Source organism: Pantoea sp. Z09, from assembly GCF_022394795.1.
GTDB lineage: Bacteria > Pseudomonadota > Gammaproteobacteria > Enterobacterales > Enterobacteriaceae > Pantoea > Pantoea latae.
In genome coordinates this window covers 868394-895097 of sequence record NZ_CP092373.1, presented here as the reverse complement: position 1 = coordinate 895097, position 26704 = coordinate 868394, and the positions used below count along the sequence as shown (strand labels likewise).

Below are 26704 nucleotides of genomic sequence, written 5' to 3'. Positions count from 1 at the left end.
TTCGGAATTTCCCTAAACCCCGGTCCTGCCGATGCGTTTATCCGCGTATCGTCTACACTCAGTATTACGTTTAAAATCAAAGGGAGCGAAAAAATGTTTAATCGAACCACTAAAAACGATGACATTGATGTTAACCAGGATGTGAACGATCTCGCGGATTCGCTGGAAGCGCTGCTGAAATCCTACGGCAGCGAAGCGAAAGATGAAGTGGACTCTGCGCGCAGCCAGGCGCAGGCGCTGCTGAAGCAGACGCGCGCGAAGCTGAACGGCGGTCATAATCGCGTGTCGCAGGCCGCGCGCGACGCAGGCACCCAGGTCGATGCCTATGTGCATGACAAACCCTGGCACGGCGTCGGCATCGGTGCCGCTGTCGGGCTGGTGCTGGGCGCCCTGCTGGTCGGCCGTCGCTAACACCGCGTAACAGAAGAAAACCGGGCCTCGCCATCGCGAGGCTTTTTTTTGCGCTTTTTTTAGCCGCCCGCCTTTACAAAAAAATTTCCTTTTGCCTCGGCCCGCATGCAGCCTGGCGTTAGCAGGATTTTAGCGATCCTCAGTCCAAATCCCTATATCTGGTATGCTTGAATTTATCAGGCACTATATCTAGTATTCACTCTATCATCCAGACACCAGATGCGAGCCACAGCGACGCCACAAATTCAGGCGTAGACGGCGCTACCCCATCACCCTGTCCATGAGCAAAGGGAAATACGAATCATGCGCATTATTATTTACACTAAAGATAACTGTGTCCAGTGCAACGCCACCAAAAACGCGATGGATCGTCAGGGCATCGACTATCAGCTGATCAACCTCGACACGCAGCCTGACGCCATCGACAGCCTGAAATCCCTCGGCTACCGCCAGGTGCCGGTGGTGATGGCGGACAGCGATCACTGGAGCGGCTTCCGCCCGGATAAAATCGCCGGCCTGCGCCAGCTCGCGGCGGCAGGAGAATAATCCCATGTTTCCACTGGTCTATTTTTCCAGCCAGTCGGAGAACACCCACCGGTTTATTACCCGTCTGGGCCTGCCCGCGCGCCGCATTCCGCTCGACCTCGCCGCACGTCTGCAGCAGCAGCAGCCCTACATTCTGGTGGTGCCGAGCTATGGCGGCGGCAGCCGCGGCGCGGTGCCCAGACAGGTGATCCACTTTCTTAATGATGAATCGAACCGGCGCGGCATTCGCGGCGTGATCGCAGCGGGCAACCGCAATTTCGGCGAGGCTTACTGCCTGGCCGGCGACATTATCGCGCAGAAATGCCAGGTTCCCGTGCTCTACCGCTTTGAGCTAATGGGAACGCCGGAAGACATCGCCACGGTTAAAGCGGGAGTAACTCAATTTTGGCAACAACAGACACCCTCAATGGCGTAGCGCTCGACTACCACGCGCTGAACGCCATGCTGAATCTTTATGATGCCGACGGCCGCATCCAGTTCAGCAAAGATCAGGAAGCGACGCGCCAGTTCTTTCTGCAGCATGTCGCGCCGAATACGCTCGCGTTCGCCAGCGCGGCGGAGCGTCTGCGCTATCTGGTAGCGGAAGGCTATTACGAAGCGGCGGTGCTGAATCAGTACAACTTCGACTTTCTCTGCCGCTTCCATGACGAGGCGGCGGCCTGGGGCTTTGAATTCAAAACCTTTCTCGGCGCGTGGAAGTTCTACACCAGCTATACGCTGAAGAGCTTCGACGGCAAACGCTATCTGGAAAGCTTCGAACAGCGCGCCTGTATGGTGGCGCTGACGCTGGCGCAGGGCAGCGAAACGCTGGCGCGCGCGCTGCTGGAAGAGATGCTGAGCGGGCGTTTCCAGCCGGCGACGCCGACCTTCCTCAACTGCGGCAAACAGCAGCGCGGCGAGCTGGTCTCCTGCTTCCTGCTGCGCATCGAAGACAACATGGAGTCGATTGGCCGCGCGGTGAACTCGGCGCTGCAGCTCTCTAAACGCGGCGGCGGCGTGGCGTTTCTGCTCTCTAACCTGCGGGAAAACGGCGCGCCGATCAAACGCATCGAAAACCAGTCGTCGGGCGTGATCCCGGTGATGAAGATGCTGGAGGACGCCTTCTCCTACGCCAACCAGCTCGGCGCGCGTCAGGGCGCGGGCGCGGTCTGGCTCAACGCGCACCATCCCGACATCCTGCGCTTTCTCGACACCAAGCGGGAAAACGCCGATGAGAAGATCCGCATCAAGACGCTGTCGCTCGGCGTGGTGATCCCTGATATCACCTTCCAGCTGGCGAAAGAGAATCGCCAGATGGCGCTCTTTTCGCCCTACGACGTCGAGCGGATTTACGGCCAGGCGTTCGGCGATATCAGCATCAGCGAGAAGTATGAAGAGATGGTGGCGGACGACCGCATCCGCAAAAGCTGGATCGCGCCGCGCGACTTCTTCCAGACGCTGGCAGAGATCCAGTTCGAGTCGGGCTATCCCTACATCATGTACGAGGACAGCGTAAACCGCAGCAATCCAGTCGCCGGGCGCATCAATATGAGCAATCTCTGCTCGGAGATCCTGCAGGTCAACAGCGCCAGCGAGTTCAACGAGGATCTCAGCTATCGCCGCGTCGGCAAAGATATCTCCTGCAACCTGGGCTCGCTGAATATCGCGCACGCTATGGACTCACGCGATCTGGCTAATACCGTGGCGGTGGCAGTGCGCGCCCTGACGGCGGTGTCCGACATGAGCCATATCGGCTCGGTGCCGTCGGTCGCGGAAGGCAATCAGCGCTCGCACGCCATCGGCCTGGGCCAGATGAACCTGCACGGCTATCTGGCGCGGGAAGGCATCGCCTACGGTTCACCGGAAGCGCTTGATTTCACCAATCTCTATTTCTACTGCGTCACCTTCTACGCGCTGCGCACCTCTAATCAGCTGGCGCAGGAGCGCGGGCAGCGTTTCGACGGCTTTGAACGCTCGGCCTACGCCAGCGGCGCTTATTTCGATAAGTATGTCGAGCGCGACTGGCTGCCGCGCACCGAACGCGCGGCCGCGCTGTTCGCCGCCGCCGGCATCACGCTGCCGACCCGCGCCGACTGGCAGGCGCTGCGTGAATCGGTGATGACGCACGGGCTATACAATCAGAACCTGCAGGCGATTCCGCCTACCGGCTCGATCTCCTATATCAACCACGCCACGTCAAGCATTCACCCGATTGTGTCGCGCATTGAGATCCGCAAAGAGGGGAAAACCGGACGCGTTTACTATCCGGCGCCCTTTATGACTAACGAGAACCTGGAGCTTTATCAGGACGCCTATCAGATTGGGCCTGAGGCGATTATCGACACCTATGCCGAAGCGACGCAGCATGTCGATCAGGGGCTGTCGCTGACGCTGTTCTTCCGCGACGACGTCACCACGCGTGACATTAACAAAGCGCAGATTTACGCCTGGAAGAAAGGCATCAAAACGCTTTACTACATTCGACTGCGCCAGATGGCGCTTCAGGGCACGGAGGTGCAGGGCTGCGTTTCCTGCGCGTTGTGATGAAAACTATGCGACTACAACAGATTCAGGCCATTAACTGGAACCGCCTTCAGGACGAGAAAGACCTGGAGGTGTGGAACCGTCTGACCAGCAACTTCTGGCTGCCGGAAAAGGTGCCGCTCTCCAACGATCTGCCCGCGTGGCAGACGCTGAACCCACAGCAGCAGCAGCTCACTATCCGGGTGTTTACCGGCCTGACGCTGCTCGACACCATTCAGAACGTGATCGGCGCGCCGGGCCTGATGCCGGATGCGCTGACGCCGCATGAAGAGGCGGTGCTTTCCAATATCAGCTTTATGGAGGCGGTGCACGCGCGATCCTACAGCTCGATTTTCTCGACGCTGTGCAACAGCAGCGACGTGGACGCTGCCTATCAGTGGAGCGAAGAGAATGAGGCGCTGCAGAACAAGGCGCGCATCATTCTTGAGCACTACCGCGCCGACGATCCGCTGAAGAAAAAGATCGCCAGCGTGTTTCTCGAATCGTTTCTGTTCTACTCCGGCTTCTGGCTGCCGATGTACTGGTCAAGCCGCGGCAAATTGACCAATACCGCCGATCTGATTCGACTGATCATTCGCGACGAAGCGGTGCACGGCTACTACATCGGCTACAAGTACCAGCAGGCGCTGGAACAGGTGGATGACGCGCGCAAAGAGGCGCTGCAGCAGTTCGCCTACGATCTGCTGCTGGCGCTGTATGAGAATGAGGTCGCCTATACCGAGGCGCTCTACGCCGACGTCGGCTGGGCGGAAGAGGTGAAAACCTTTCTGCACTACAACGCCAACAAGGCGCTGATGAATCTGGGCTACGAGGCGCTGTTCCCGGCGGAGCTGACCACGGTGAACCCGGCCATTCTCGCCGCGCTGTCGCCAAACGCCGATGAAAATCACGACTTTTTCTCCGGCTCCGGCTCCTCCTACGTGATGGGCAAAGCGGTAGAAACCGAAGACGAAGACTGGGACTTTTAATCCTCTGGCGTCGGGCCGGTCGCGGCCCGACGTTATTCTCCTTTCCGCCCGTCTGGCTACCCAATATTGCGGCGAAAGTCGCTATTTATTTCCCCGCTATTCTTCTTTCATAACGCGTTAATTTCCTTTTTTCACCCTCTCATTTTCTGACAATTTTCTGCTTTTCAGCATCAAATCCGCATAATTTGATCTCACACCGGGAAAAAATTTGCTCCCCCTTATCCCTTGTGAGCACTGGGAATTCTGCGCTTCACGCCTGCTATTCCGCCATAAATATCGCCATTCAGGGTTGTCAGATAATGTCAGTGTGTTACGGTATGAGCCGCTTAAATTTAACCGGGAAAGCTGAACTTCAATTAATTTAATCAGGATTTCATCACTGCATGGCAATTAAACTTGAAGTAAAAAACCTTTATAAAATATTTGGGGAAAACCCCGATCGCGCGTTTAAATATATTGAGAAAGGGGAAGGCAAAGAGACAATACTGGCAAAAACCGGGTTGTCGCTCGGCGTCAAGAACGCCAGTCTGGCCATTGAAGAAGGCGAGATCTTCGTCATCATGGGACTCTCCGGCTCTGGAAAATCGACCATGGTTCGCCTTCTCAATCGTCTGATAGAACCCACCCGAGGTCAGGTCATCATCGACGGCGTCGACATCGCTAAAATATCCGACAGCGAACTGCGCGACGTGCGCCGAAATAAAATAAGCATGGTGTTCCAGTCATTTGCGCTGATGCCGCATATGACCGTGCTAAATAATACCGCCTTCGGCATGGAATTAGCCGGCGTGGCGCTGGCGGAACGTCAGGAAAAAGCGCTGGATGCGCTGCGTCAGGTCGGGCTGGAAAATTACGCTCACGCGTATCCCGACGAACTTTCCGGCGGCATGCGTCAGCGCGTTGGATTAGCCCGCGCGCTGGCGATTAATCCCGATATTTTGCTGATGGACGAGGCGTTTTCCGCGCTCGATCCGCTGATCCGCACCGAAATGCAGGATGAGCTGGTAAAGCTGCAGGCGAAACACCAGCGCACCATTATTTTTATTTCCCACGATCTCGACGAAGCGATGCGCATCGGCGACCGCATCGCCATTATGCAGGGCGGCGAAGTGGTGCAGGTGGGTACGCCGGACGACATCCTGAATAACCCGGCCAACGACTATGTGCGCACCTTCTTCCGCGGCGTCGATATCAGCCACGTCTTTAGCGCAAAAGATATCGCGCGCCGCAGCGCGGGCGCGCTGATCCGTAAAGCGCCCGGCTTCGGCCCACGCTCCGCCATCAAACTGCTGCAGGATGAAGATCGCGAATTTGGCTATGTGCTGGAGAAGCAAAAGTTTGTCGGCGTGGTCTCTACCGACTCGCTGAAAGCGGCGCTGGCGGCAGGCGAAGGGCTCGACAGCGCCCTGCTCGACGCGCCCACCGCCGTTCCCTCTGATACCTCGCTGAACGATCTGCTCGGCCACGTCGCACACGCGCCCTGCGCTGTGCCGGTGGTGGGCGAAGAAGATCAATACGTCGGGATTATTTCCAAAGGCATGTTGTTACGCGCTTTAGATCGTGAGGGAGCTCTATCATGAGTGAACAGAACAGTAATCCGTGGGAGAGCGCCAGTGCTGCGCCTCAAACCGACGCCGCCGCGCAGTCGAGCAGCGATCCCTGGTCCGGCGCAGGCGATGCCGCGCCCGCCAGCAGCGGCGCTGACGCCTGGGGCACCCCGGACGGCGGTGGCGCGCATGACGCCGCCACCAGCAGCAGTGACTGGCTGGCCAGCGCCCCGGCGCCGCAGCCGGAGCATTTCAACCTGCTCGATCCCTTTCACAAGTCCCTGATTCCACTCGATCGCTGGGTAACGGAAGGCATCGACTGGGTGGTGACCCATTTCCGACCGCTGTTTCAGGGCATTCGCGTGCCGGTGGACTACATCCTTAGCGCCTTTCAGCAGCTGCTGCAGAGCCTGCCCGCGCCGGTGGCGATTGTGGTGTTCGCCCTGATCGCCTGGCAGATCGCCAGCCCGGCGATGGGCGTCGCGACGCTGATTTCGCTGGTGCTGATCGGCGCTATCGGCGCCTGGTCGCAGGCGATGGTGACGCTGGCGCTGGTGCTGACCGCGCTACTGTTCTGCATCGTTATCGGACTGCCGCTCGGCATCTGGCTGGCGCGCAGCGAGCGTGCGGGCCGCATCATCCGTCCGCTGCTGGACGCGATGCAGACCACGCCGGCGTTCGTCTATCTGGTGCCGATCGTGATGCTGTTCGGCATCGGCAACGTGCCTGGCGTGGTGGTGACCATTATCTTCGCCCTGCCGCCGATGGTGCGCCTGACCATTCTCGGCATCAAGCAGGTGCCCGCCGATCTGATCGAGGCCAGCGAGTCCTTTGGCGCCAGCCCGCGTCAGATGCTGTTCAAGGTGCAGCTGCCGCTGGCGATGCCGACCATTATGGCGGGCGTCAACCAGACGCTGATGCTGGCGCTGTCGATGGTGGTGATCGCCTCGATGATCGCTGTCGGCGGGCTGGGCCAGATGGTGCTGCGCGGCATCGGCCGTCTCGATATGGGACTCGCCACCGTCGGCGGCGTCGGCATCGTGATCCTCGCCATTATCCTCGACCGTTTAACCCAGTCCGTGGGTCGCGACGGTCGCAGCCGAGGCAGCCGCCGCTGGAGCCATAGCGGCCCGATTGGCCTGCTGACGCGCCCTTTCCGTAAAGCCTGATTTTTCGGGCGGCCCGTCGCGGTCGCCCGCCTCGCAACGCCGACAATAAGGAATAACTATGCGCAAGACCGCACCTCTTTTCGCCGCCGTGCTGACCACGTTCGCCCTCTCCCACGCCGCCGCGGCCGATTTGCCGGGCACAGGCATTACCGTTAAGCCGGCGCAGAGCACCATCGCCGAAGAGGGTTTTCAGACGCTGCTGGTGAGCCGCGCGCTAGAGAAGCTGGGCTACAGCGTCGAAAAGCCGAGTGAAATCGACTACAACGTCGCCTATACCTCAATGGCCTCCGGCGACATTACCTTCGTCGCCACCAACTGGCAGCCGCTGCACGACGACATGTACAACGCCGCGGGCGGCGATAAAAAGTTCTATCGCGCTGGCACCTATATTTCTGGCGCGGCGCAGGGCTACCTGATCGACAAGAAAACCGCCGAGCAGTATCACATCACCAATATCGCCCAGCTGAAAGATCCGAAAATCGCGCAGCTGTTCGACAGCAACGGCGACGGCAAGGCGGATATGACCGGCTGTACGCCGGGCTGGGGCTGCGAAGCGGTTATCAATCATCAGAACAGCGCCTTCGGCCTGAGCGATACCGTCACTGCCAATATGGGCAACTACTCGGCAATGGTGGCCGACACGCTGGCGCGCTTTAAGCAGGGCAAGCCGATCCTCTACTACACCTGGACGCCCTACTGGCTGAGCGACGTGCTGAAGCCGGGCCGCGACGTGGTCTGGCTGCAGGTGCCGTTCTCGTCGCTGCCGGGCGCGCAGAGCAAGGTCGACACCAAGCTACCGAACGGCGCCAACTACGGCTTCCCGGTTAATACCATGCATATTGTGGCGAACAAAGCCTGGGCGGAGAAGAACCCGGCGGCGGCGAAGCTGTTTGCCGAGATGAAGCTGTCGATTAGCGACATCAACGCGGAAAATGCGGCGATGCACGCCGGTCAGGCGTCAGAGGCGGATATCAATCGCCACGTCGACGGCTGGATCAAGGCCCACCAGCAGCAGTTCGACGGCTGGATCAAAGAGGCGCTCGCGGCGGCGAAATAAACGCGACTCCTTTCGGGGCGGGACTCTCCGCCCCTTCGCTGCTCAGCGAACCGACTGGTACGTCCTGTTAATTTACACATCAATGAAATAGTTTTTTGGGTTACTATTACCCGATTATGATTATTACTGCCTGCCTTAACTGTCCATGAATGCAAATCGCCCAAGCCTGACGCCCGCGCTGGTGCTGCTGATGTCTCTCGCCACCGGCCTCTCCGTGGCAAGCAACTACTATGTGCAGCCGCTGCTGCATACCGTCGCCAACGACTTTGGCCTCTCCGTCAGCCTGGCAGGATTTATCGTCACCACGGCGCAGCTCGGCTACGCCTGCGGCTTGCTGCTGCTGGTGCCGCTTGGCGATATGCTGGAGCGCCGCGCCCTGATTGTCAGCATGAGCCTGCTGGCTGCGGGCGGCATGGTGATCACCGCCACCTCATCCTCTTTTGCTCTATTGCTGTTGGGTACGGTGCTGACCGGGCTGTTCTCGGTGGTGGCACAGATCCTGGTGCCGCTCGCCGCGACGCTGGCGGCGCCGGAGAAGCGCGGCAAAGTGGTGGGCACGGTGATGAGTGGCCTGCTGCTCGGCATCCTGCTGGCGCGCACCGTGGCGGGCGCGCTGGCGCAGCTCGGCGGCTGGCGCACCGTTTACTGGGTCGCCAGCGCGTTAATGGTGCTGATGGCGCTGGCGCTGTGGCGCTTTCTGCCGCAGGTCAAACAGTCGGTGTCGCTTAACTATCCGCAGCTGCTGAAGTCGATTTTCCAGCTCTACCGGGCGAATCGCGTTATCCGCACCCGCGCCTGGACCGGCTGCCTCTCTTTCGCCAACTTTAGCGTGCTCTGGACCTCGATGGCGTTTCTGCTTGCCTCGCCGCCCTATAACTACACGGAAGGGGAAATCGGCCTGCTGGGTCTGGTCGGCGCGGCGGGCGCGCTGGCGGCGCGTCAGGCGGGATCGCTGGCGGACAAAGGCAAAGCGCGGCTCACCACCTCGCTGGGCCTGCTCATTATGCTCGCCTCCTGGGGCATGACGGCGCTGGGCGCGCACGCTTTAATCGCGCTAATCGTCGGCATTCTGCTGCTCGACCTGGCCGTTCAGGGCGTGCATATCACTAACCAGAGCGTGATCTATAGCCAGATGCCGGAGGCGCGCAACCGCCTGACCGCTGGCTATATGACCAGCTATTTTATCGGCGGCGCGTGTGGGTCGGTGCTTTCCGCCAACGCTTTTCATATCGCTGGCTGGTACGGCGTCTGCGCCGCTGGCGTGGTAATGACGCTGCTCAACCTGCTGATCTGGTGGCGCGGCTACCGCTTCGAAACGCCCTTAAGTAAGTAAATAAAATGCCAAAAAAGTGATTGAGTCTGGTCACGAATGGTTAGTTTTGTTATGGTTAGCAGCAAATTTATTCACAGAAGTTATTTTTTCTTGCGAAATTATTTAGCAAACAAAAAGTTTCTTCCCGTTTTGATAACGCGTCCTGTAGCCGAAGGCGGCAGCGAGCGAGGGTTTTGTGCCCAGGGTTACGGATTGACCTGGAAACACCTGATGACGACAGTGTGATCTTCTGAACAATTGCGCGGAGTAAAAATGACTACGCTTAATCTGTCACCATCGTTACTATATTAGCTGCAACTAGTGAGGTTTTTTTATAATGGAAAGTTCGTTTACTCCCATTGAACAGATGCTTAACATCCGCGCAAATCGCCACAAAGATTTCCCGCTGCACGAAATCATTCTGACGCGTCTGTGCATGCACATGCAGGGGAAGCTGCTGGAAAACCGCAACAAGATGTTAAAGGCGCAGGGAATTAACGAAACCTTATTCATGGCGTTGATCACCCTGGACGCGCAGGAAAACCAGAGCATTCAGCCGTCTGAGCTGAGCGCCGCGCTGGGTTCTTCGCGCACTAACGCAACGCGCATCGCCGATGAGCTGGAAAAACGCGGCTGGATCGAACGCCGCGAGAGCGACAACGATCGTCGCTGCCTCCACCTGCATCTCACCGAAAAAGGCAACGAGTTCCTGCGTCAGCTGCTGCCGCCTCAGCATCAGAGCCTGCAGTATCTGTGGTCTTCACTCTCCACAGACGAAAAATCGCAGCTGGAAGGCATCACGCGTAAGTTGCTCAATCGTCTCGACAAAATGGACGAAGATCAGGTCATCGCTTCCCTCTCTCGTTAATAGCAAGAACTGCGACACAATCACCTGTCGAAACCGTTATTTTAATCCCCTTTTATCCGGCCAGCGCTCTGTCGCTGGCTTTTTTCGACTCGGGCTCCGTGAAAGGGACGATCGCGCCCCGATCCTATGAAACAGTTGGAGAGTGAGATGAGTGCAACTGCGGAGGCGCAAAGCCCGCAACAGCCAGCCAATAAAAAGAAGACGCGTAAAAAAGTGCTGCTTCTGCTGGCGCTGCTTTTTGTGCTGGCGGGCATCGCATGGGGCGTTTACTGGTTCCTGGTGCTGCGGCACTTCCAGGAAACAGACGACGCCTACGTGGCGGGAAATCAGGTGCAGGTAATGGCGCAGGTCTCGGGCAGCGTCAATAAAGTCTGGTTTGACGACACCGATTTCGTCAAAAAAGGCGACGTGCTGGTGTCGCTGGATAAAACCGACGCCGAGCAGGCGTTTGAAAAAGCGCAGACCGCGCTGGCCACCAGCGTGCGTCAGACGCATCAGCTGATGATCAACGCGAAGCAGTATCAGGCGAGTATCGCGCTGCAGCAAACCGCGCTGGCGCAGGCGCAAGCCGATCTGAAACGCCGCGAGCCGCTGGGCGCCTCTAATCTTATCGGACGTGAAGAGCTGCAGCACTCGCGCGACGCGGTCGCCACCGCGAAAGCGCAGCTCGACGTGGCGGTGCAGCAGTATAACGCCAATCAGGCGATGATCCTCAACACCTCGCTGGAAGAGCAGCCAGCGGTGAAACAGGCCGCCGCGGAACTGCGCGACGCCTGGCTGGCGCTGCAGCGCACCGATATTCGCAGCCCAATGGACGGCTATGTGTCGCGCCGCAGCGTGCAGGTCGGTTCGCAGATCGACACCAGCAGCGCGCTGATGGCCGTGGTGCCCGCCACCAATCTGTGGATCGACGCCAATTTTAAAGAGACGCAGCTGGCGGGCGTGCGCATTGGCCAGGACGCCACGGTGGTGGCAGATATTTACGGCGACGACGTGGTCTACCACGGCAAAGTGGTCGGCCTGGATATGGGCACCGGCAGCGCCTTCTCGCTGCTGCCTGCGCAGAACGCCACCGGCAACTGGATCAAAGTGGTGCAGCGTCTGCCGGTGCGTATCGAGCTGAATCAGGACGATATCGTCAAGCATCCGCTGCGCATTGGCCTGTCGACGCTGGTGAAAATCGATACCACCAACGCCGACGGCAGCATGCTCGCCACCAGCGTTCGCCAGCAGGCCGCCTACAGCAGCAATGCGCTGGCGATCGATCTGGCGCCGGCGAATCAGCTGATCGCGGATATCGTTCGCGCCAACGCCGGATGATGACGCGGAGGCTGTTATGGCACAAAAACCGCTAGAAGGCGCGCCGCTGGTCCTGATGACGATTGCGCTGTCGTTGGCGACCTTTATGCAGGTGCTGGACTCGACCATCGCTAACGTGGCGATCCCGACCATTGCCGGCAATCTGGGCGCCTCTAACTCGCAGGGCACCTGGGTGATCACCTCGTTCGGCGTGGCGAACGCCATCTCCATCCCGATTACCGGCTGGCTGGCGAAGCGCATCGGCGAGGTGAAACTCTTTACCTGGGCGACGGTGCTGTTCGCCCTTGCCTCCTGGGCGTGCGGCATGTCGGAAAGCCTGGAGATGCTGATTTTCTTCCGTATTCTTCAGGGCATCGTGGCGGGCCCGCTGATCCCGCTGTCGCAGAGTTTGCTGCTAAGCAACTACCCGCCGGCCAAACGCAGCATCGCGCTTTCGCTGTGGGCGATGACGGTGATCGTCGCACCGATTTGCGGCCCGATCCTCGGCGGCTGGATCAGCGATAACTATCACTGGGGCTGGATCTTCTTTATCAACGTGCCGATTGGTGCCGTGGTGGTGATGCTGACGCTGCAGACGCTGCGCGGCCGCGAGACGCGCACCGAGGTTCGCCCGATCGACGTGGTGGGTCTGGTGCTGCTGGTGGTGGGTATCGGCTGTCTGCAGGTGATGCTGGATCGCGGCAAGGAGCTTGACTGGTTTAACTCCACCGAGATTGTGGTGCTGACGGTGGTCGCCGTGGTGTCGCTGGCGGTGCTGCTGGTGTGGGAGCTGACCGACGACCATCCGATTGTCGATTTGGCGCTGTTTAAGTCGCGCAATTTCACCATCGGCTGTCTCTCGATCAGCCTGGCCTATATGCTCTACTTCGGCTCGATTGTGCTGTTGCCGCAGCTGCTGCAGGAGGTCTATGGCTACACCGCCACCTGGGCCGGGCTGGCGTCGGCGCCGGTGGGGATTATTCCGGTGATCCTGTCGCCGATTATCGGCCGCTTCGCCCATAAGCTGGATATGCGCCGGCTGGTGACCTTTAGCTTTATTATGTACGCCATCTGCTTCTACTGGCGCGCCTACACCTTCGAGCCTTCAATGGACTTCGGCGCGTCCGCCTGGCCGCAGTTTATCCAGGGGTTCGCCGTCGCCTGCTTCTTTATGCCGCTCACCACCATCACCCTGTCCGGGCTGGCGCCCGAGCGGCTGGCGGCGGCGTCGAGCCTGTCGAACTTTGTGCGCACCCTGGCGGGATCGATTGGCACCTCGATTACCACTACGCTGTGGACCAATCGGGAGTCGATGCATCACAGCACCTTTAGCGAATCGATTACGCCTTATAACCCGAACGCGCAGCAAATGTATCAACAGCTGGAAGGCATGGGCATGTCCCACCAGCAGGCGTCGGCCTATATCGCGCAGCAGATTACTAATCAGGGATTGATCATCTCTGCCAATGAGATCTTCTGGGCGTCGGCTGGGGTGTTTTTGATTCTGCTGGTGCTGATCTGGTTCGCTCGCCCGCCGTTTGGTTCCGGCAGCGGCGGCGGCGGCGCGCACTAAACGCAGCAACAAAAACGGGCCTTTCGGCCCGTTTTTTTATGCGTTCTGTCGCCACCATTCGGCAAGCAGAATGCCGGTGGCCACCGAGACGTTAAGGCTCTCGACGTTGCCGGTGCCGCCGATAGAGAGGCTGATATCGCCCTGCTGGAAGGCGCTGTCGGAGAGGCCTTCGCGCTCCTGGCCCAGCACCAGCACCATCTTCGCCGGCAGCTCGGCCTGCGCCAGCGGCGTGCCCTGATGGCTTGAGGTGGTGACGATGGTATAACCTGCTTTGCGGAACGCTTCCAGACCGGCCGCGAAGCTTTCGCCGCTGATCGCCTGAACGTGTTCGGCGCCGCCTTCAGCGGTGCGCACCGCTGCGCCGGACTCCAGCAGCGAGGCGTCGTTCACCAGCAGACCTTTCGCGCCGAAGTGCGCGCAGGTGCGCATAATGCCGCCCAGGTTGTGCGGGTTGCTGACATCTTCCAGCGCCAGCACGCAATCTTTCTCACCGGCCTGGCTCAGCCACTCGCTGACCGCCATGCCCAGACGTTTTTTGATAATAAAGCAGACGCCGCCGTGATGCTCAGTGCCGGACGCCTTCGCCAGCTCAGCGTCATCCACGACGTGATAGGCTTTGCGGTTCGCCGCCAGCCAGCGCAGCGCTTCGCGGAAACGCGGCGTCACGCTCTGCACGAACCAGGCGCGAACGATCGCTTCCGGACGACTCTGGAACAGCGCCTGACAGGCGTTTTCACCATAGACGCGCGTCTCTTCCTGACGCTGGCGACGGATCACTTCTGGATCGATCGCGACTTTGCCGCCCTGCTCCGGCTGTGCGTCGTCAACGGGCGCGCGTTCGCTCGGCGGACGCGACACGGTGCGCCAGGGCGAAAAAGCCTCGTCGCTGCGCGGTCTGCGGCTGTTTTCTTCGCTGCGTGGCCGACGGCTGCCTTCCTCGCTGCGCGGTTTACGGCTGCCTTCGTCGCTGCGCGGCTTGCGGCTTGCGCCCTCTTCGCTGCGGCGGCCAGAGGAACGACGCGAATCTTCCTGACGGGCTGGGCGGCCACCCCCTTTACCGGTACGCGGGTTCGGCGCGCGTGAGCCTGACTCGCCCTCATCTCGCACGTACATCACTTTTACCTTGCCACTTTTGCCTTTAAATTCGTCGTTCATCTGTTCCTCCTGCATTGAGAGCGCGAAGATTACCTGATGTATTAGCGCTTAGCTATCAACTATTGAACCTATTGGACAATCCAGTTTGAGGGCTGTTCGCAACCTTCTCATAATGGACAATATTTACAAAAGTGACACCTGCAACCCCCCGAGGTATCTATGAATACGGTATGTGCTTCCTGTCAGGCAACCAATCGCGTTCCGCAAGAGCGCGTGGCCGATGGAGCAAAATGCGGTCGCTGCGGCAGCGAACTGTTTAATGGTGAAGTGGCAAACGCCACCGCCGAGACGCTGGATAAATATCTGCAGGACGACCTGCCGGTCGTGGTGGATTTCTGGGCGCCGTGGTGCGGTCCCTGCGTGAACTTCGCGCCGGTGTTTAAAGAGGTGGCGCAGGAGCGCAGCGGCCAGGTGCGTTTCGTTAAGGTCAATACCGAAGCGGAGCCTGCGCTGAGCAGCCGTTTTCGCATCCGCAGCATCCCGACCATTATGATCTTCAAAAATGGCGAGATGGTGGACATTCTCAACGGCGCGATGCCGAAATCGCCCTTCAACGAATGGCTGGATGAATCGCTGTAACACCGGCGATAACGCATCCTGTCAGCCTACTCAGGCCAGCCGCGCTGGCCTTTTTCTTTTCCCGCGCGCTTCGATTACAATGGCGTTTTCCTTCTCTTGCTAAGCCATGACTGATAACGCCGTTCTCCGCCTGCGTGCGCAGCGCCTTGCTCGCGCCACTCGCCCTTTTCTCGCCAGAGGCAACCGCGTCGTGCGCTGCCAGCGCTGTTTGCTGCCGCAAAAAAACTGCCTGTGCGCCACCATCCAGCCGCAGCACGCGCGCAGCCGCTTTTGCCTGGTGATGTTCGATACCGAGCCGATGAAGCCGAGCAATACCGGCCGGCTGATCGCCGATATTCTGCCGCAGACCGACGCGTTCGGCTGGTCGCGCACCGAGCCCGAGCCCGCGCTGCTGAGCGCGGTCGCCCATCCTGACTATCAGCCGATGGTGGTGTTTCCCGCCTCTTACGCCGATCCCGGCCGCGAGGTGCTGACCGCGCCGCCGCTGAGCGGCAAACCGCCGCTGTTTATTATGCTTGATGGCACCTGGACCGAGGCGCGCAAAATGTTCCGCAAGAGTCCCTGGCTCGATGCGCTGCCGGTAATGTCGCTAAACGTTACCGCGCCGTCGCGCTACACGCTGCGCGAGGCCCACGGCGAAGGCCAGCACTGCACCGCCGAGGTCGCCGCCGCGCTGCTGGCGCAGGCGGGAGATGAGGCCGCCGCGCAGGCGCTGCAGCGCCATTTCGACCATTTCCGTCACGCCTATCTGGCGGGCAAGCCGCACCATCCCGCGCATGGCGCCTCGCAGGCCGACACGCCCTAGCCTCGGCCTGCGCAGGCAAAAACCTGCCGACCTTCGCAGCCTGCGATCGCCGAACCGGCAAAGCGGTGAAAAAGCGATTACAATCACGCCAGTCGACCTGGAGAGAGTGGGATGAGCCAACGCGGACTGGAAGCGCTGTTACGACCTAAATCGATTGCGGTTATCGGCGCGTCCGACAGGCCGGGGCGTGCCGGCCACTTTATGATGCGTAATCTGCTGGCGGGCGGCTTTAGCGGCCCGGTGATGCCGGTGACGCCTAAGTACAGAGCGGTCAGCGGCGTGCTCGCCTGGCCCACCATCGCCAGCCTGCCGTTCGCGCCCGATCTGGCGGTGATCTGCACTCATGCAAAACGCAATCTGGAACTGCTCCAGCAGCTGGGCGAGAAAGGATGCAAGGCCTGCATTATTCTCTCCGCGCCCGCCAGCCAGCTGGAGGCGCTCAAGAGCTGCGCGGCGCAGTGGCAAATTCGTCTGCTGGGGCCCAATAGCCTCGGGCTGCTCGCGCCCTGGCAAGGACTTAACGCCAGCTTCTCGCCGGTGCCGATCGAAAAAGGCCGTATCGCCTTTATCTCCCAGTCGGCAGCGGTCTCCAACACCATTCTCGACTGGGCGCAGCAGCGCAATCTGGGCTTCTCCTGGTTTATCGCGCTGGGCGACAGCCTGGACACCGACGTTGACGATCTGCTCGATTTCCTGGCGCGCGACGGCAAGACCAGCGCCATTCTGCTCTATCTCGAACACCTCAGCGACGCGCGGCGGTTTGTTTCAGCCTCGCGCAGCGCGTCGCGCAATAAACCTATTCTGGTGATTAAAAGCGGCCGCAGCCATCAGGCGCAGGCGCTGCTTGGCACCCATAGCGGACTGGACGCCGCCTGGGATGCGGCGATCCAGCGCGCCGGCCTGCTGCGCGTGCAGGACACCCATGAGCTTTTTACCGCCGTTGAGTCCCTTAGCCATATGCGCCCGCTGCGCGGCAACAGGCTGATGATCGTTAGCAACGGCGCCGCGCCCGCCGCGCTGGCGCTCGACGAACTCTACGCGCGCAACGGCAAGCTCGCCTCGCTGAGCGACGACACGCTGACGGCGCTGGCCGCGCTGCTGCCGGAAGGTGTGGGACGCGGCAATCCGCTTGACCTGAAAGATGACGCCACGCCGCAGCGCTATGTCGACTGCATTAACATCTTGCTGAACAGCCATGAGCTGGATGCGCTGATGATCGTTCACGCGCCCAGCGCGGTGGCGCCCGCCACCGAATCGGCGGAGCAGATCATTCAGGCTATCGCCGCTCATCCGCGCGGCAAGCAGGTGACGCTGTTAACCAACTGGTGCGGTGAGTTCTCGTCGCAGGCGGCGCGGCGCGCCTTTACTCAGGCGGGGATCCCCACCTGGCGCACGCCGGAAGGCACCGTCACGGCATTTATGCATCAGGTGGAGTATCGCCGCAATCAGAAACAGCTGCGTGAAACCCCAGCGCTGCCCGCGAGCCTGACGCAGGACAGCGCGCAGGCGCATCAGCTGCTGTCGCAGGCGCTGGCGCGGGGCGTCACCACGCTGGACACCCATGAAGTGCAGCCGATACTGCAGGCGTACGGCCTGGCGACCCTGCCCACCTGGATTGCCGGCTCGAGCGAGCAGGCGGCGACGATAGCCGAACAGATTGGCTATCCTGTGGCGCTGAAGCTGCGATCGCCCGACATCGCGCACAAATCTGAAGTTCAGGGCGTGATGCTCTACCTGCGCAACGGCGCCGAAGTGCAGCAGGCAGCCGACGCCATCGTCGATCGCGTTAAGAAGACGTTGCCGCAGGCGCGCATCGAAGGCCTGCTGGTGCAGAGCATGGCCCATCGCGCCGGCGCACAGGAGCTGCGCGTGGTAGTGCAGCAGGATGCGCTGTTCGGCCCGGTGATTTTGCTGGGCGAAGGCGGCGTTGAGTGGCAAGCGGATAAACAGGCGGCGGTCGCGCTGCCGCCGCTCAATATGACGCTGGCGCGCTACCTGGTGATACAGGCGATTAAGAGCGGCAAAATCCGCCGTCGCGGCGGGCTGGCGTCGCTGGATATCCCGGCGCTCAGCCAGCTGCTGGTGCAGGTCTCCAACCTGGTGGTGGATTGCCCCGAGATCCAGCGGCTTGATATTCATCCGCTGCTGGCGGCGGGCAGCGAGTTTACCCTGCTTGACGTCACGCTCGAGCTGGCGCCGTTCAGCGGCGACAATGCCGCGCGGCTGGCAATACGCCCCTATCCGCAGCAGCTGGAAGAGTTGGTCACGCTAAAAGACGGACAGCGCTGCGTGTTCCGCCCTATTCTGCCGGAAGACGAACCGCTGCTGCGCGCCTTTATCGCGCAGGTCACCAAAGAGGATCTTTACTATCGCTACTTCAGCGAGATCAACGAGTTCACCCATGAGGATCTCGCCAATATGACGCAGATTGATTACGACCGCGAGATGGCGTTCGTCGCGGTGCGCCAGCAGCAGGCAAGCAGCGAGATTATCGGCGTTACGCGCGCCATTTCCGATGCCGACAATATCGACGCGGAGTTTTCCGTGCTGGTGCGATCCGATTTAAAAGGGCTGGGCATGGGACGACGGCTGCTGGAGAAGATGATCCGCTATACGCGTGAGCATGGTCTGCAGCAGCTCACCGGCATCACCATGCCGCACAACCGCGGCATGATCACGCTGGCGCGCAAACTCGGTTTCGGCGTGGATGTTCAGCTGGATGAGGGCATCGTCAGCCTGAATTTACCCTTACACAGGGACATCAGCTAACCTTGTAGAGAAAGGTAAAAAATGGCCGACCGGTGCAGGTTGATGTTATTATTTACCGTTATGACCCTGATTTGATGGCAAAAGGCCATGCAATGAACCGAGAAGAAGCGCACTGCGATGCTGACTAAATTCAAACGCAATAAGCATCAACAACACCTCGCACAGTTGCCGAAGCTGTCACAGTCCGCTGCGGACGTGGCAACTCTTTACTCGCCTGCCGATTTTCGTCGCACGCTGCTGGAAAAAATCGCCGCGGCGCAGCACCGTATCTGCATTGTCGCCCTCTATATGGAAAACGACGACGCCGGACGCGCGGTGATGGATGCGCTCTACGCGGCGAAACGCGCCCGTCCCGAGCTGGATATCAGCATTCTGGTCGACTGGCATCGCGCCCAGCGCGGACGCATCGGCGCGGCGCGCGGCGTCACTAATGCCGACTGGTACTGCGAGATGGCGACGCAGCATGCCGATATCGCCATTCCGGTTTACGGCATTCCGGTGAATACCCGCGAAGCGCTTGGCGTGCTGCACCTTAAAGGCTTTATTATCGACGACACGCTGCTTTACAGCGGCGCCAGCATCAATGACGTCTATCTGCACCAGCACGATAAATATCGCTATGACCGCTATCAGCTGATCCGCAACCCGCAGCTGGCCGACGCCATGTTTGAGTGGATCAACGTCAATCTTAAGCAGTCGGAAGCGGTCAACCGTCTCGATCGGGAAGAGCGCCCCTCCAGTCCGGAAATCAAAAATGAAACGCGCCAGTTCCGTCAGGATCTGCGCGGCTTCAATTATCAGTTTACCGGCGACGGGCATAACGAAGAGCTGACGGTGACGCCGCTGGTCGGGCTGGGCAAGCGCAGCCTGCTGAATAAAACCATTTTCCATCTGATGCCCTGCACCGAGCAGAAGCTGACCATCTGTACGCCCTACTTCAACCTGCCGGCGATTCTGGTGCGCAACATTATCCATCTGCTGCGCGAGGGAAAAGAGGTGGAGATTATCGTCGGCGATAAGACCGCTAACGACTTCTATATCCCGCCCGAGCAGCCGTTTAAAATTATTGGTGCGCTGCCCTATCTCTATGAGATTAACCTGCGCCGCTTTCTCAGCCGTCTGCAGTATTACGTGGATAACGGCCAGCTGGCGGTGCGCCTGTGGAAGGATGGCGAAAACAGCTATCACCTGAAAGGCATCTGGGTGGATGACGAGTGGATGCTGATTACCGGCAATAACCTCAATCCGCGGGCCTGGCGGCTCGACCTGGAAAATGCGGTGCTGATCCACGATCCGCTGCAGCAGCTTGCCGAGCAGCGCGAGAAAGAGTTAGCGCTGATCCGCACCCATACTCATGTGGTGAGCCATTTCCGCGATCTGGAAAGCATCTCTGACTATCCGGCGAAGGTGCGCAAGCTGATCCGCCGCCTGCGTCGTATTCGTATTGACCGCCTGATTAGCCGCATTCTCTGACGCAATGCCTGCGGCGATCAGCGCCGCAGGCACCTCGCTTACAGCCTGATACCCTTGCCGCGCTTATGCAGCAGCAGCGATACCAGAAACGCCAGCGCGCCCATCGCCGACACATACCAGAAGAAGGTCGTCTCTACGCCCTGCTGCTTCAGCAGCAGCGCCACATACTCCGCCGAACCGCCAAAAATCGCGTTAGCCACGGCATAGGAAAGTCCCACGCCCAGCGCGCGCACCTCTGGCGGGAACATTTCTGCTTTCAGGATCCCACTGATCGCGGTGTAGAAGCTGGTGATCAGCAGCGCCAGCATAATCAGGCAGAATGCGAGCGTCGGACTCTGCACGCTTTGCAGCGCGGTCAGGATCGGAACGGTGCAGATCGCGGCGCCCGCGCCGAAGATCAGCATCGATCCGCGTCGGCCGATTTTGTCGGAGAGCGCGCCGATAACCGGCTGGATCAGCATAAAGACCAGCAGCGCGCCGGTCATCAGCCCGCTGGCGCTTTTGGCATCCATTCCCGCCGTGTTCACCAGGTATTTCTGCATATAGGTGGTAAAAGTGTAAAAGCTCAGCGAACCGCCGGCGGTGAAGCCCAGCACCATTAAAAAGGCGCGCGTATGGTTGCGCAGCAGTCCGGTAATGCTGCCGGCATCTTTATGATGACGGCTTTGATTATCAGAGGTTTCATGCAGCGAACGCCGCAGCCAGAGCGCCACGACGGCGAGGATTGCGCCGAGGAAAAAGGGGATGCGCCAGCCCCAGCTGCGCAGATCCTCTTCGCTGAGGATAAACTGCAGCACCACCACCGTCAGCACCGCCAGCAGCTGACCGCCGATTAGCGTAACGTACTGAAAAGAAGCGTAGAATCCTTTACGTCCTTCCAGCGCCACTTCGCTCATATAGGTGGCGCTGGTGCCATATTCCCCGCCGACAGAGAGGCCCTGGAACATGCGCGCCAGCAGCAGGATCGCCGGCGCGGCGATGCCGATAGCGCCATAGCCAGGCAGGCAGGCGATCACCAGCGAGCCGAAACACATCATGCACACCGAGATAAGCATCGACTTTTTGCGGCCGTGACGATCGCCGATATAACCAAATAGCCAGCCGCCGATGGGACGCATCAAAAAGCCGGCGGCGAATACGCCAGCGGTTTGCAGTAGCTGCGTGGTGGTATCACCTTTAGGAAAAAAGACGTGCGCAAAATAGAGGGAGAAGAAAGAGTAGACGTAGAAGTCGAACCATTCGACCAGGTTGCCCGACGACGCGCCGACGATTGCCCAGACACGTTTTTTGCTGATCCCCTGCGCGTCTGTCGCGTGACGGGATGAGCGCGTATTATTTTCTGCCATGCGTTACCTCAAGTTCCTTGCTGATAAGCAGCGTTAAAACAATGAGTAAAGCATTTCAGCCACGTCAACGGAACGTAATCACGCGCCGGGTGCGGTAAATGTGACGCAAAGCAAAAAACCCTGACCGTGAGGTCAGGGTTATTGCAATTGGATGCCTGGCAGTTCCCTACTCTCGCATGGGGAGACCCCACACTACCATCGGCGCTACGGCGTTTCACTTCTGAGTTCGGCATGGGGTCAGGTGGGACCGCCGCGCTAGTGCCGCCAGGCAAATTCTGTTTTCCGCGCCGCCCGAAGGCCACGCGGTGTATCCGTTAACAAGCTGAAAATCTCGCGTCTCACAAAACGCCTCTGGCGTTGTAAGGTTAAGCCTCACGGGTCATTAGTACCGGTTAGCTCAACGCATCGCTGCGCTTACACACCCGGCCTATCAACGTCGTCGTCTTCAACGTCCCTTCAGGACCCTCAAGGGGTCAGGGAAAACTCATCTCGGGGCAAGTTTCGTGCTTAGATGCTTTCAGCACTTATCTCTTCCGCACTTAGCTACCGGGCAGTGCCATTGGCATGACAACCCGAACACCAGCGGTGCGTTCACTCCGGTCCTCTCGTACTAGGAGCAACCCCCCTCAGTTTTCCAGCGCCCACGGCAGATAGGGACCGAACTGTCTCACGACGTTCTAAACCCAGCTCGCGTACCACTTTAAACGGCGAACAGCCGTACCCTTGGGACCTACTTCAGCCCCAGGATGTGATGAGCCGACATCGAGGTGCCAAACACCGCCGTCGATATGAACTCTTGGGCGGTATCAGCCTGTTATCCCCGGAGTACCTTTTATCCGTTGAGCGATGGCCCTTCCATTCAGAACCACCGGATCACTATGACCTGCTTTCGCACCTGCTCGAGCCGTCACTCTCGCAGTCAAGCTGGCTTATGCCATTGCACTAACCTCCTGATGTCCGACCAGGATTAGCCAACCTTCGTGCTCCTCCGTTACGCTTTGGGAGGAGACCGCCCCAGTCAAACTACCCACCAGACACTGTCCGCAGCCCGGATAACGGGCCTACGTTAGAACACCAGCCATTAAAGGGTGGTATTTCAAGGACGGCTCCACGCAGACTGGCGTCCACGCTTCGAAGCCTCCCACCTATCCTACACATCAAGGACCAGTGTTCAGTGTCAAGCTGTAGTAAAGGTTCACGGGGTCTTTCCGTCTTGCCGCGGGTACACTGCATCTTCACAGCGATTTCAATTTCACTGAGTCTCGGGTGGAGACAGCCTGGCCATCATTACGCCATTCGTGCAGGTCGGAACTTACCCGACAAGGAATTTCGCTACCTTAGGACCGTTATAGTTACGGCCGCCGTTTACCGGGGCTTCGATCAAGAGCTTCTCCTTGCGGATAACCCCATCAATTAACCTTCCGGCACCGGGCAGGCGTCACACCGTATACGTCCACTTTCGTGTTTGCACAGTGCTGTGTTTTTAATAAACAGTTGCAGCCAGCTGGTATCTTCGACTGGCCTCGGCTCCGGGAGCAAGTCCCCTCACCTACGCGCCAGCGTGCCTTCTCCCGAAGTTACGGCACCATTTTGCCTAGTTCCTTCACCCGAGTTCTCTCAAGCGCCTTGGTATTCTCTACCTGACCACCTGTGTCGGTTTGGGGTACGATTTCGTGTTGCCTGATGCTTAGAGGCTTTTCCTGGAAGCAGGGCATTTGTTGCTTCAGCACCGTAGTGCCTCGTCGTCACGCCTCAGCCTTGACTTTCCGGATTTGCCTGGAAAGTCAGCCTACACGCTTAAACCGGGACAACCGTCGCCCGGCCAACATAGCCTTCTCCGTCCCCCCTTCGCAGCAACACCAAGTACAGGAATATTAACCTGTTTCCCATCGACTACGCCTTTCGGCCTCGCCTTAGGGGTCGACTCACCCTGCCCCGATTAACGTTGGACAGGAACCCTTGGTCTTCCGGCGAGCGGGCTTTTCACCCGCTTTATCGTTACTTATGTCAGCATTCGCACTTCTGATACCTCCAGCGGCCCTCACAGGCCACCTTCGACGGCTTACAGAACGCTCCCCTACCCAACAGTATCGCTACTGCTGCCGCAGCTTCGGTGCATGGTTTAGCCCCGTTACATCTTCCGCGCAGGCCGACTCGACCAGTGAGCTATTACGCTTTCTTTAAATGATGGCTGCTTCTAAGCCAACATCCTGGCTGTCTGGGCCTTCCCACATCGTTTCCCACTTAACCATGACTTTGGGACCTTAGCTGGCGGTCTGGGTTGTTTCCCTCTTCACGACGGACGTTAGCACCCGCCGTGTGTCTCCCGTGATAACATTTCTCGGTATTCGCAGTTTGCATCGGGTTGGTAAGCCGGGATGGCCCCCTAGCCGAAACAGTGCTCTACCCCCGAGAATGAGTTCACGAGGCGCTACCTAAATAGCTTTCGGGGAGAACCAGCTATCTCCCGGTTTGATTGGCCTTTCACCCCCAGCCACAGGTCATCCGCTAATTTTTCAACATTAGTCGGTTCGGTCCTCCAGTTAGTGTTACCCAACCTTCAACCTGCCCATGGCTAGATCACCGGGTTTCGGGTCTATACCCTGCAACTTAACGCCCAGTTAAGACTCGGTTTCCCTGCGGCTCCCCTATACGGTTAACCTTGCTACAGAATATAAGTCGCTGACCCATTATACAAAAGGTACGCAGTCACCCCATAAAAGAGGCTCCCACTGCTTGTACGTACACGGTTTCAGGTTCTTTTCACTCCCCTCGCCGGGGTTCTTTTCGCCTTTCCCTCACGGTACTGGTTCACTATCGGTCAGTCAGGAGTATTTAGCCTTGGAGGATGGTCCCCCCATATTCAGACAGGATACCACGTGTCCCGCCCTACTCATCGAGCTCACAGCCTGTGTGTTTTCGTGTACGGGAGTATCACCCTGTACCCTGCGACTTTCCAGACGCTTCCACTAACACACAAGCTGATTCAGGCTCTGGGCTGCTCCCCGTTCGCTCGCCGCTACTGGGGGAATCTCGGTTGATTTCTTTTCCTCGGGGTACTTAGATGTTTCAGTTCCCCCGGTTCGCCTCGCAACACTATGTATTCATGTTGCGATAGTGTGTCGAAACACACTGGGTTTCCCCATTCGGACATCGCCGGCTGTAGCGGTTCATATCACCTTGCCGGCGCTTTTCGCAGATTAGCACGTCCTTCATCGCCTCTGACTGCCAGGGCATCCACCGTGTACGCTTAGTCGCTTAACCTCACAACCCACAGGCGTCTTGCGACGTCGCGGTTGTGATTATTGAGAGACTCGAACGCGTTGCCTTTATTCCTTATTACGGAGGAATAACGCAAAGCGTCGTTTCAATTTTCAGCTTGTTCCGGATTGTTAAAGAGCAATATCTTAAACATGACTCGCAAGTCATCTTTAAGATACGGGGGTCGGTGACTTTCACTCACGAACCAGCAAGTGGCGTCCCCTAGGGGATTCGAACCCCTGTTGCCGCCGTGAAAGGGCGGAGTCCTAACCGCTAGACGAAGGGGACACGAAAACGCGTCACGACTTCGCAGCCGTCTTGCTTCTTTACGTTTCTATCAGACAATCTGTGTGAGCACTTCGAAAGGCAGTATCTTCAGGTAAGGAGGTGATCCAACCGCAGGTTCCCCTACGGTTACCTTGTTACGACTTCACCCCAGTCATGAATCACAAAGTGGTAAGCGCCCTCCCGAAGGTTAAGCTACCTACTTCTTTTGCAACCCACTCCCATGGTGTGACGGGCGGTGTGTACAAGGCCCGGGAACGTATTCACCGTGGCATTCTGATCCACGATTACTAGCGATTCCGACTTCACGGAGTCGAGTTGCAGACTCCGATCCGGACTACGACGCACTTTATGAGGTCCGCTTGCTCTCGCGAGGTCGCTTCTCTTTGTATGCGCCATTGTAGCACGTGTGTAGCCCTACTCGTAAGGGCCATGATGACTTGACGTCATCCCCACCTTCCTCCGGTTTATCACCGGCAGTCTCCTTTGAGTTCCCGACCGAATCGCTGGCAACAAAGGATAAGGGTTGCGCTCGTTGCGGGACTTAACCCAACATTTCACAACACGAGCTGACGACAGCCATGCAGCACCTGTCTCACGGTTCCCGAAGGCACTAAGGCATCTCTGCCAAATTCCGTGGATGTCAAGAGTAGGTAAGGTTCTTCGCGTTGCATCGAATTAAACCACATGCTCCACCGCTTGTGCGGGCCCCCGTCAATTCATTTGAGTTTTAACCTTGCGGCCGTACTCCCCAGGCGGTCGACTTAACGCGTTAGCTCCGGAAGCCACTCCTCAAGGGAACAGCCTCCAAGTCGACATCGTTTACGGCGTGGACTACCAGGGTATCTAATCCTGTTTGCTCCCCACGCTTTCGCACCTGAGCGTCAGTCTTTGTCCAGGGGGCCGCCTTCGCCACCGGTATTCCTCCAGATCTCTACGCATTTCACCGCTACACCTGGAATTCTACCCCCCTCTACAAGACTCTAGCCTGCCAGTTTCGAATGCAGTTCCCAGGTTAAGCCCGGGGATTTCACATCCGACTTGACAGACCGCCTGCGTGCGCTTTACGCCCAGTAATTCCGATTAACGCTTGCACCCTCCGTATTACCGCGGCTGCTGGCACGGAGTTAGCCGGTGCTTCTTCTGCGGGTAACGTCAATCGACGCGGTTATTAACCGCATCGCCTTCCTCCCCGCTGAAAGTACTTTACAACCCGAAGGCCTTCTTCATACACGCGGCATGGCTGCATCAGGCTTGCGCCCATTGTGCAATATTCCCCACTGCTGCCTCCCGTAGGAGTCTGGACCGTGTCTCAGTTCCAGTGTGGCTGGTCATCCTCTCAGACCAGCTAGGGATCGTCGCCTAGGTGAGCCGTTACCCCACCTACTAGCTAATCCCATCTGGGCACATCCGATGGTGTGAGGCCCGAAGGTCCCCCACTTTGGTCTTGCGACGTTATGCGGTATTAGCTACCGTTTCCAGTAGTTATCCCCCTCCATCGGGCAGTTTCCCAGACATTACTCACCCGTCCGCCACTCGCCACCCAAGAGCAAGCTCTTCTGTGCTGCCGTTCGACTTGCATGTGTTAGGCCTGCCGCCAGCGTTCAATCTGAGCCATGATCAAACTCTTCAATTTAAGTTTGATTTGCTTAAACGAGTTAAGCGGTGCTCATCTGTAAAACGTCATAATGAATGTCATTATGTGTCCACTCGTGAGGCTTGATATTTTTAAGTCCGAAGACTTTGATATCTGCTCTC

18 protein-coding genes, 1 tRNA gene and 3 rRNA genes are annotated in these 26704 nt (G+C 58.7%); 16 read left to right on the top strand and 6 right to left on the bottom strand.

Annotated features, from left to right (window positions below; all coding sequences use genetic code 11):
• Nucleotides 1-93: 93 nt before the first annotated feature.
• From MC269_RS04290 to emrB, 12 genes are all read left to right on the top strand, one after another.
• Nucleotides 94-411 carry a DUF883 family protein gene (locus MC269_RS04290; protein WP_081142414.1) on the top strand — a complete coding sequence of 106 codons (318 nt, stop codon included), beginning with the start codon at nt 94-96 and terminating at the stop codon, nt 409-411.
• Between the two features lie 303 nt (nt 412-714).
• Nucleotides 715-957, top strand: a complete 243-nt coding sequence (locus MC269_RS04285; protein ID WP_239954138.1) for a redoxin NrdH — start codon at nt 715-717, stop codon at nt 955-957.
• A 4-nt stretch (nt 958-961) separates the two neighbouring features.
• Nucleotides 962-1372 carry a class Ib ribonucleoside-diphosphate reductase assembly flavoprotein NrdI gene (gene nrdI, locus MC269_RS04280; RefSeq protein ID WP_239954136.1) on the top strand — a complete coding sequence of 137 codons (411 nt, stop codon included), beginning with the start codon at nt 962-964 and terminating at the stop codon, nt 1370-1372.
• Nucleotides 1342-3480, top strand: coding sequence for a class 1b ribonucleoside-diphosphate reductase subunit alpha (gene nrdE / locus MC269_RS04275; protein ID WP_239954134.1), 2139 nt, complete (start codon nt 1342-1344; stop codon nt 3478-3480). The genes nrdI and nrdE overlap by 31 nt, the downstream gene beginning before the upstream one ends.
• Nucleotides 3481-3488: 8 nt before the next feature.
• Nucleotides 3489-4448, top strand: coding sequence for a class 1b ribonucleoside-diphosphate reductase subunit beta (nrdF, locus tag MC269_RS04270; protein WP_081142449.1), 960 nt, complete (start codon nt 3489-3491; stop codon nt 4446-4448).
• Nucleotides 4449-4831: 383 nt separating this feature from the next.
• Nucleotides 4832-6028 carry a glycine betaine/L-proline ABC transporter ATP-binding protein ProV gene (proV, locus tag MC269_RS04265; protein ID WP_239954132.1) on the top strand — a complete coding sequence of 399 codons (1197 nt, stop codon included), beginning with the start codon at nt 4832-4834 and terminating at the stop codon, nt 6026-6028.
• On the top strand, nt 6025-7164 hold the full coding sequence (proW, locus tag MC269_RS04260) for a glycine betaine/L-proline ABC transporter permease ProW (RefSeq protein WP_239954130.1): 1140 nt from the start codon (nt 6025-6027) through the stop codon (nt 7162-7164). Before proV ends, proW begins: the two co-directional genes overlap by 4 nt.
• A 58-nt stretch (nt 7165-7222) precedes the next feature.
• Nucleotides 7223-8221 carry a glycine betaine/L-proline ABC transporter substrate-binding protein ProX gene (proX, locus tag MC269_RS04255; protein WP_239954128.1) on the top strand — a complete coding sequence of 333 codons (999 nt, stop codon included), beginning with the start codon at nt 7223-7225 and terminating at the stop codon, nt 8219-8221.
• A 145-nt stretch (nt 8222-8366) separates the two neighbouring features.
• Nucleotides 8367-9554: an MFS transporter gene (locus tag MC269_RS04250; protein WP_239954126.1), complete on the top strand. Its 1188-nt coding sequence runs from the start codon at nt 8367-8369 to the stop codon at nt 9552-9554.
• Between the two features lie 316 nt (nt 9555-9870).
• Nucleotides 9871-10401, top strand: a complete 531-nt coding sequence (gene mprA, locus MC269_RS04245; RefSeq protein ID WP_081142432.1) for a transcriptional repressor MprA — start codon at nt 9871-9873, stop codon at nt 10399-10401.
• 147 nt (nt 10402-10548) lie between these two features.
• Nucleotides 10549-11721 (top strand): multidrug efflux MFS transporter periplasmic adaptor subunit EmrA, encoded by a 1173-nt coding sequence (emrA, locus tag MC269_RS04240; protein ID WP_239954124.1) that lies wholly within the window; start codon nt 10549-10551, stop codon nt 11719-11721.
• A gap of 16 nt (nt 11722-11737) precedes the next feature.
• Nucleotides 11738-13273: a multidrug efflux MFS transporter permease subunit EmrB gene (emrB, locus tag MC269_RS04235; protein ID WP_239954122.1), complete on the top strand. Its 1536-nt coding sequence runs from the start codon at nt 11738-11740 to the stop codon at nt 13271-13273.
• Nucleotides 13274-13309: 36 nt separating this feature from the next.
• Here emrB and MC269_RS04230 read toward each other — a convergent pair whose 3' ends face one another.
• A complete protein-coding gene (locus MC269_RS04230; RefSeq protein WP_081142438.1) occupies nt 13310-14428 on the bottom strand; it encodes a tRNA/rRNA methyltransferase in 1119 nt (372 codons plus the stop codon).
• Nucleotides 14429-14587: 159 nt separating this feature from the next.
• Here MC269_RS04230 and trxC point away from each other — a divergent pair, with 159 nt between their 5' ends.
• The 4 genes from trxC to pssA all read left to right on the top strand — a co-directional run bounded on the left by trxC (nt 14588) and on the right by pssA (nt 20054).
• On the top strand, nt 14588-15007 hold the full coding sequence (trxC, locus tag MC269_RS04225; protein WP_081142440.1) for a thioredoxin TrxC: 420 nt from the start codon (nt 14588-14590) through the stop codon (nt 15005-15007).
• A gap of 106 nt (nt 15008-15113) precedes the next feature.
• A complete protein-coding gene (locus MC269_RS04220; protein ID WP_239954120.1) occupies nt 15114-15812 on the top strand; it encodes a tRNA-uridine aminocarboxypropyltransferase in 699 nt (232 codons plus the stop codon).
• Nucleotides 15813-15923: 111 nt separating this feature from the next.
• Entirely contained in the window at nt 15924-18581 is a 2658-nt protein-coding gene (locus tag MC269_RS04215; RefSeq protein ID WP_239954118.1) for a bifunctional acetate--CoA ligase family protein/GNAT family N-acetyltransferase, read from the top strand.
• A gap of 117 nt (nt 18582-18698) precedes the next feature.
• Complete coding sequence (gene pssA, locus MC269_RS04210) at nt 18699-20054, top strand: CDP-diacylglycerol--serine O-phosphatidyltransferase (RefSeq protein ID WP_081142446.1); 1356 nt, start codon at nt 18699-18701, stop codon at nt 20052-20054.
• 38 nt (nt 20055-20092) lie between these two features.
• Here pssA and MC269_RS04205 read toward each other — a convergent pair whose 3' ends face one another.
• The 5 genes from MC269_RS04205 to MC269_RS04185 form a co-directional block, all read right to left on the bottom strand.
• A complete protein-coding gene (locus MC269_RS04205) occupies nt 20093-21400 on the bottom strand; it encodes an MFS family transporter (protein ID WP_081142448.1) in 1308 nt (435 codons plus the stop codon).
• Nucleotides 21401-21553: 153 nt separating this feature from the next.
• Nucleotides 21554-21669 (bottom strand): 5S ribosomal RNA (gene rrf, locus MC269_RS04200).
• A 92-nt stretch (nt 21670-21761) separates the two neighbouring features.
• Nucleotides 21762-24664, bottom strand: a 23S ribosomal RNA gene (locus MC269_RS04195).
• A gap of 210 nt (nt 24665-24874) precedes the next feature.
• Nucleotides 24875-24949: transfer RNA gene (locus MC269_RS04190), tRNA-Glu, on the bottom strand.
• Between the two features lie 92 nt (nt 24950-25041).
• Nucleotides 25042-26582, bottom strand: a 16S ribosomal RNA gene (locus MC269_RS04185).
• Together the 16S, 23S and 5S rRNA genes with 1 tRNA gene alongside form the textbook arrangement of a ribosomal RNA operon.
• Between the last annotated feature and the right edge of the window lie 122 nt (nt 26583-26704).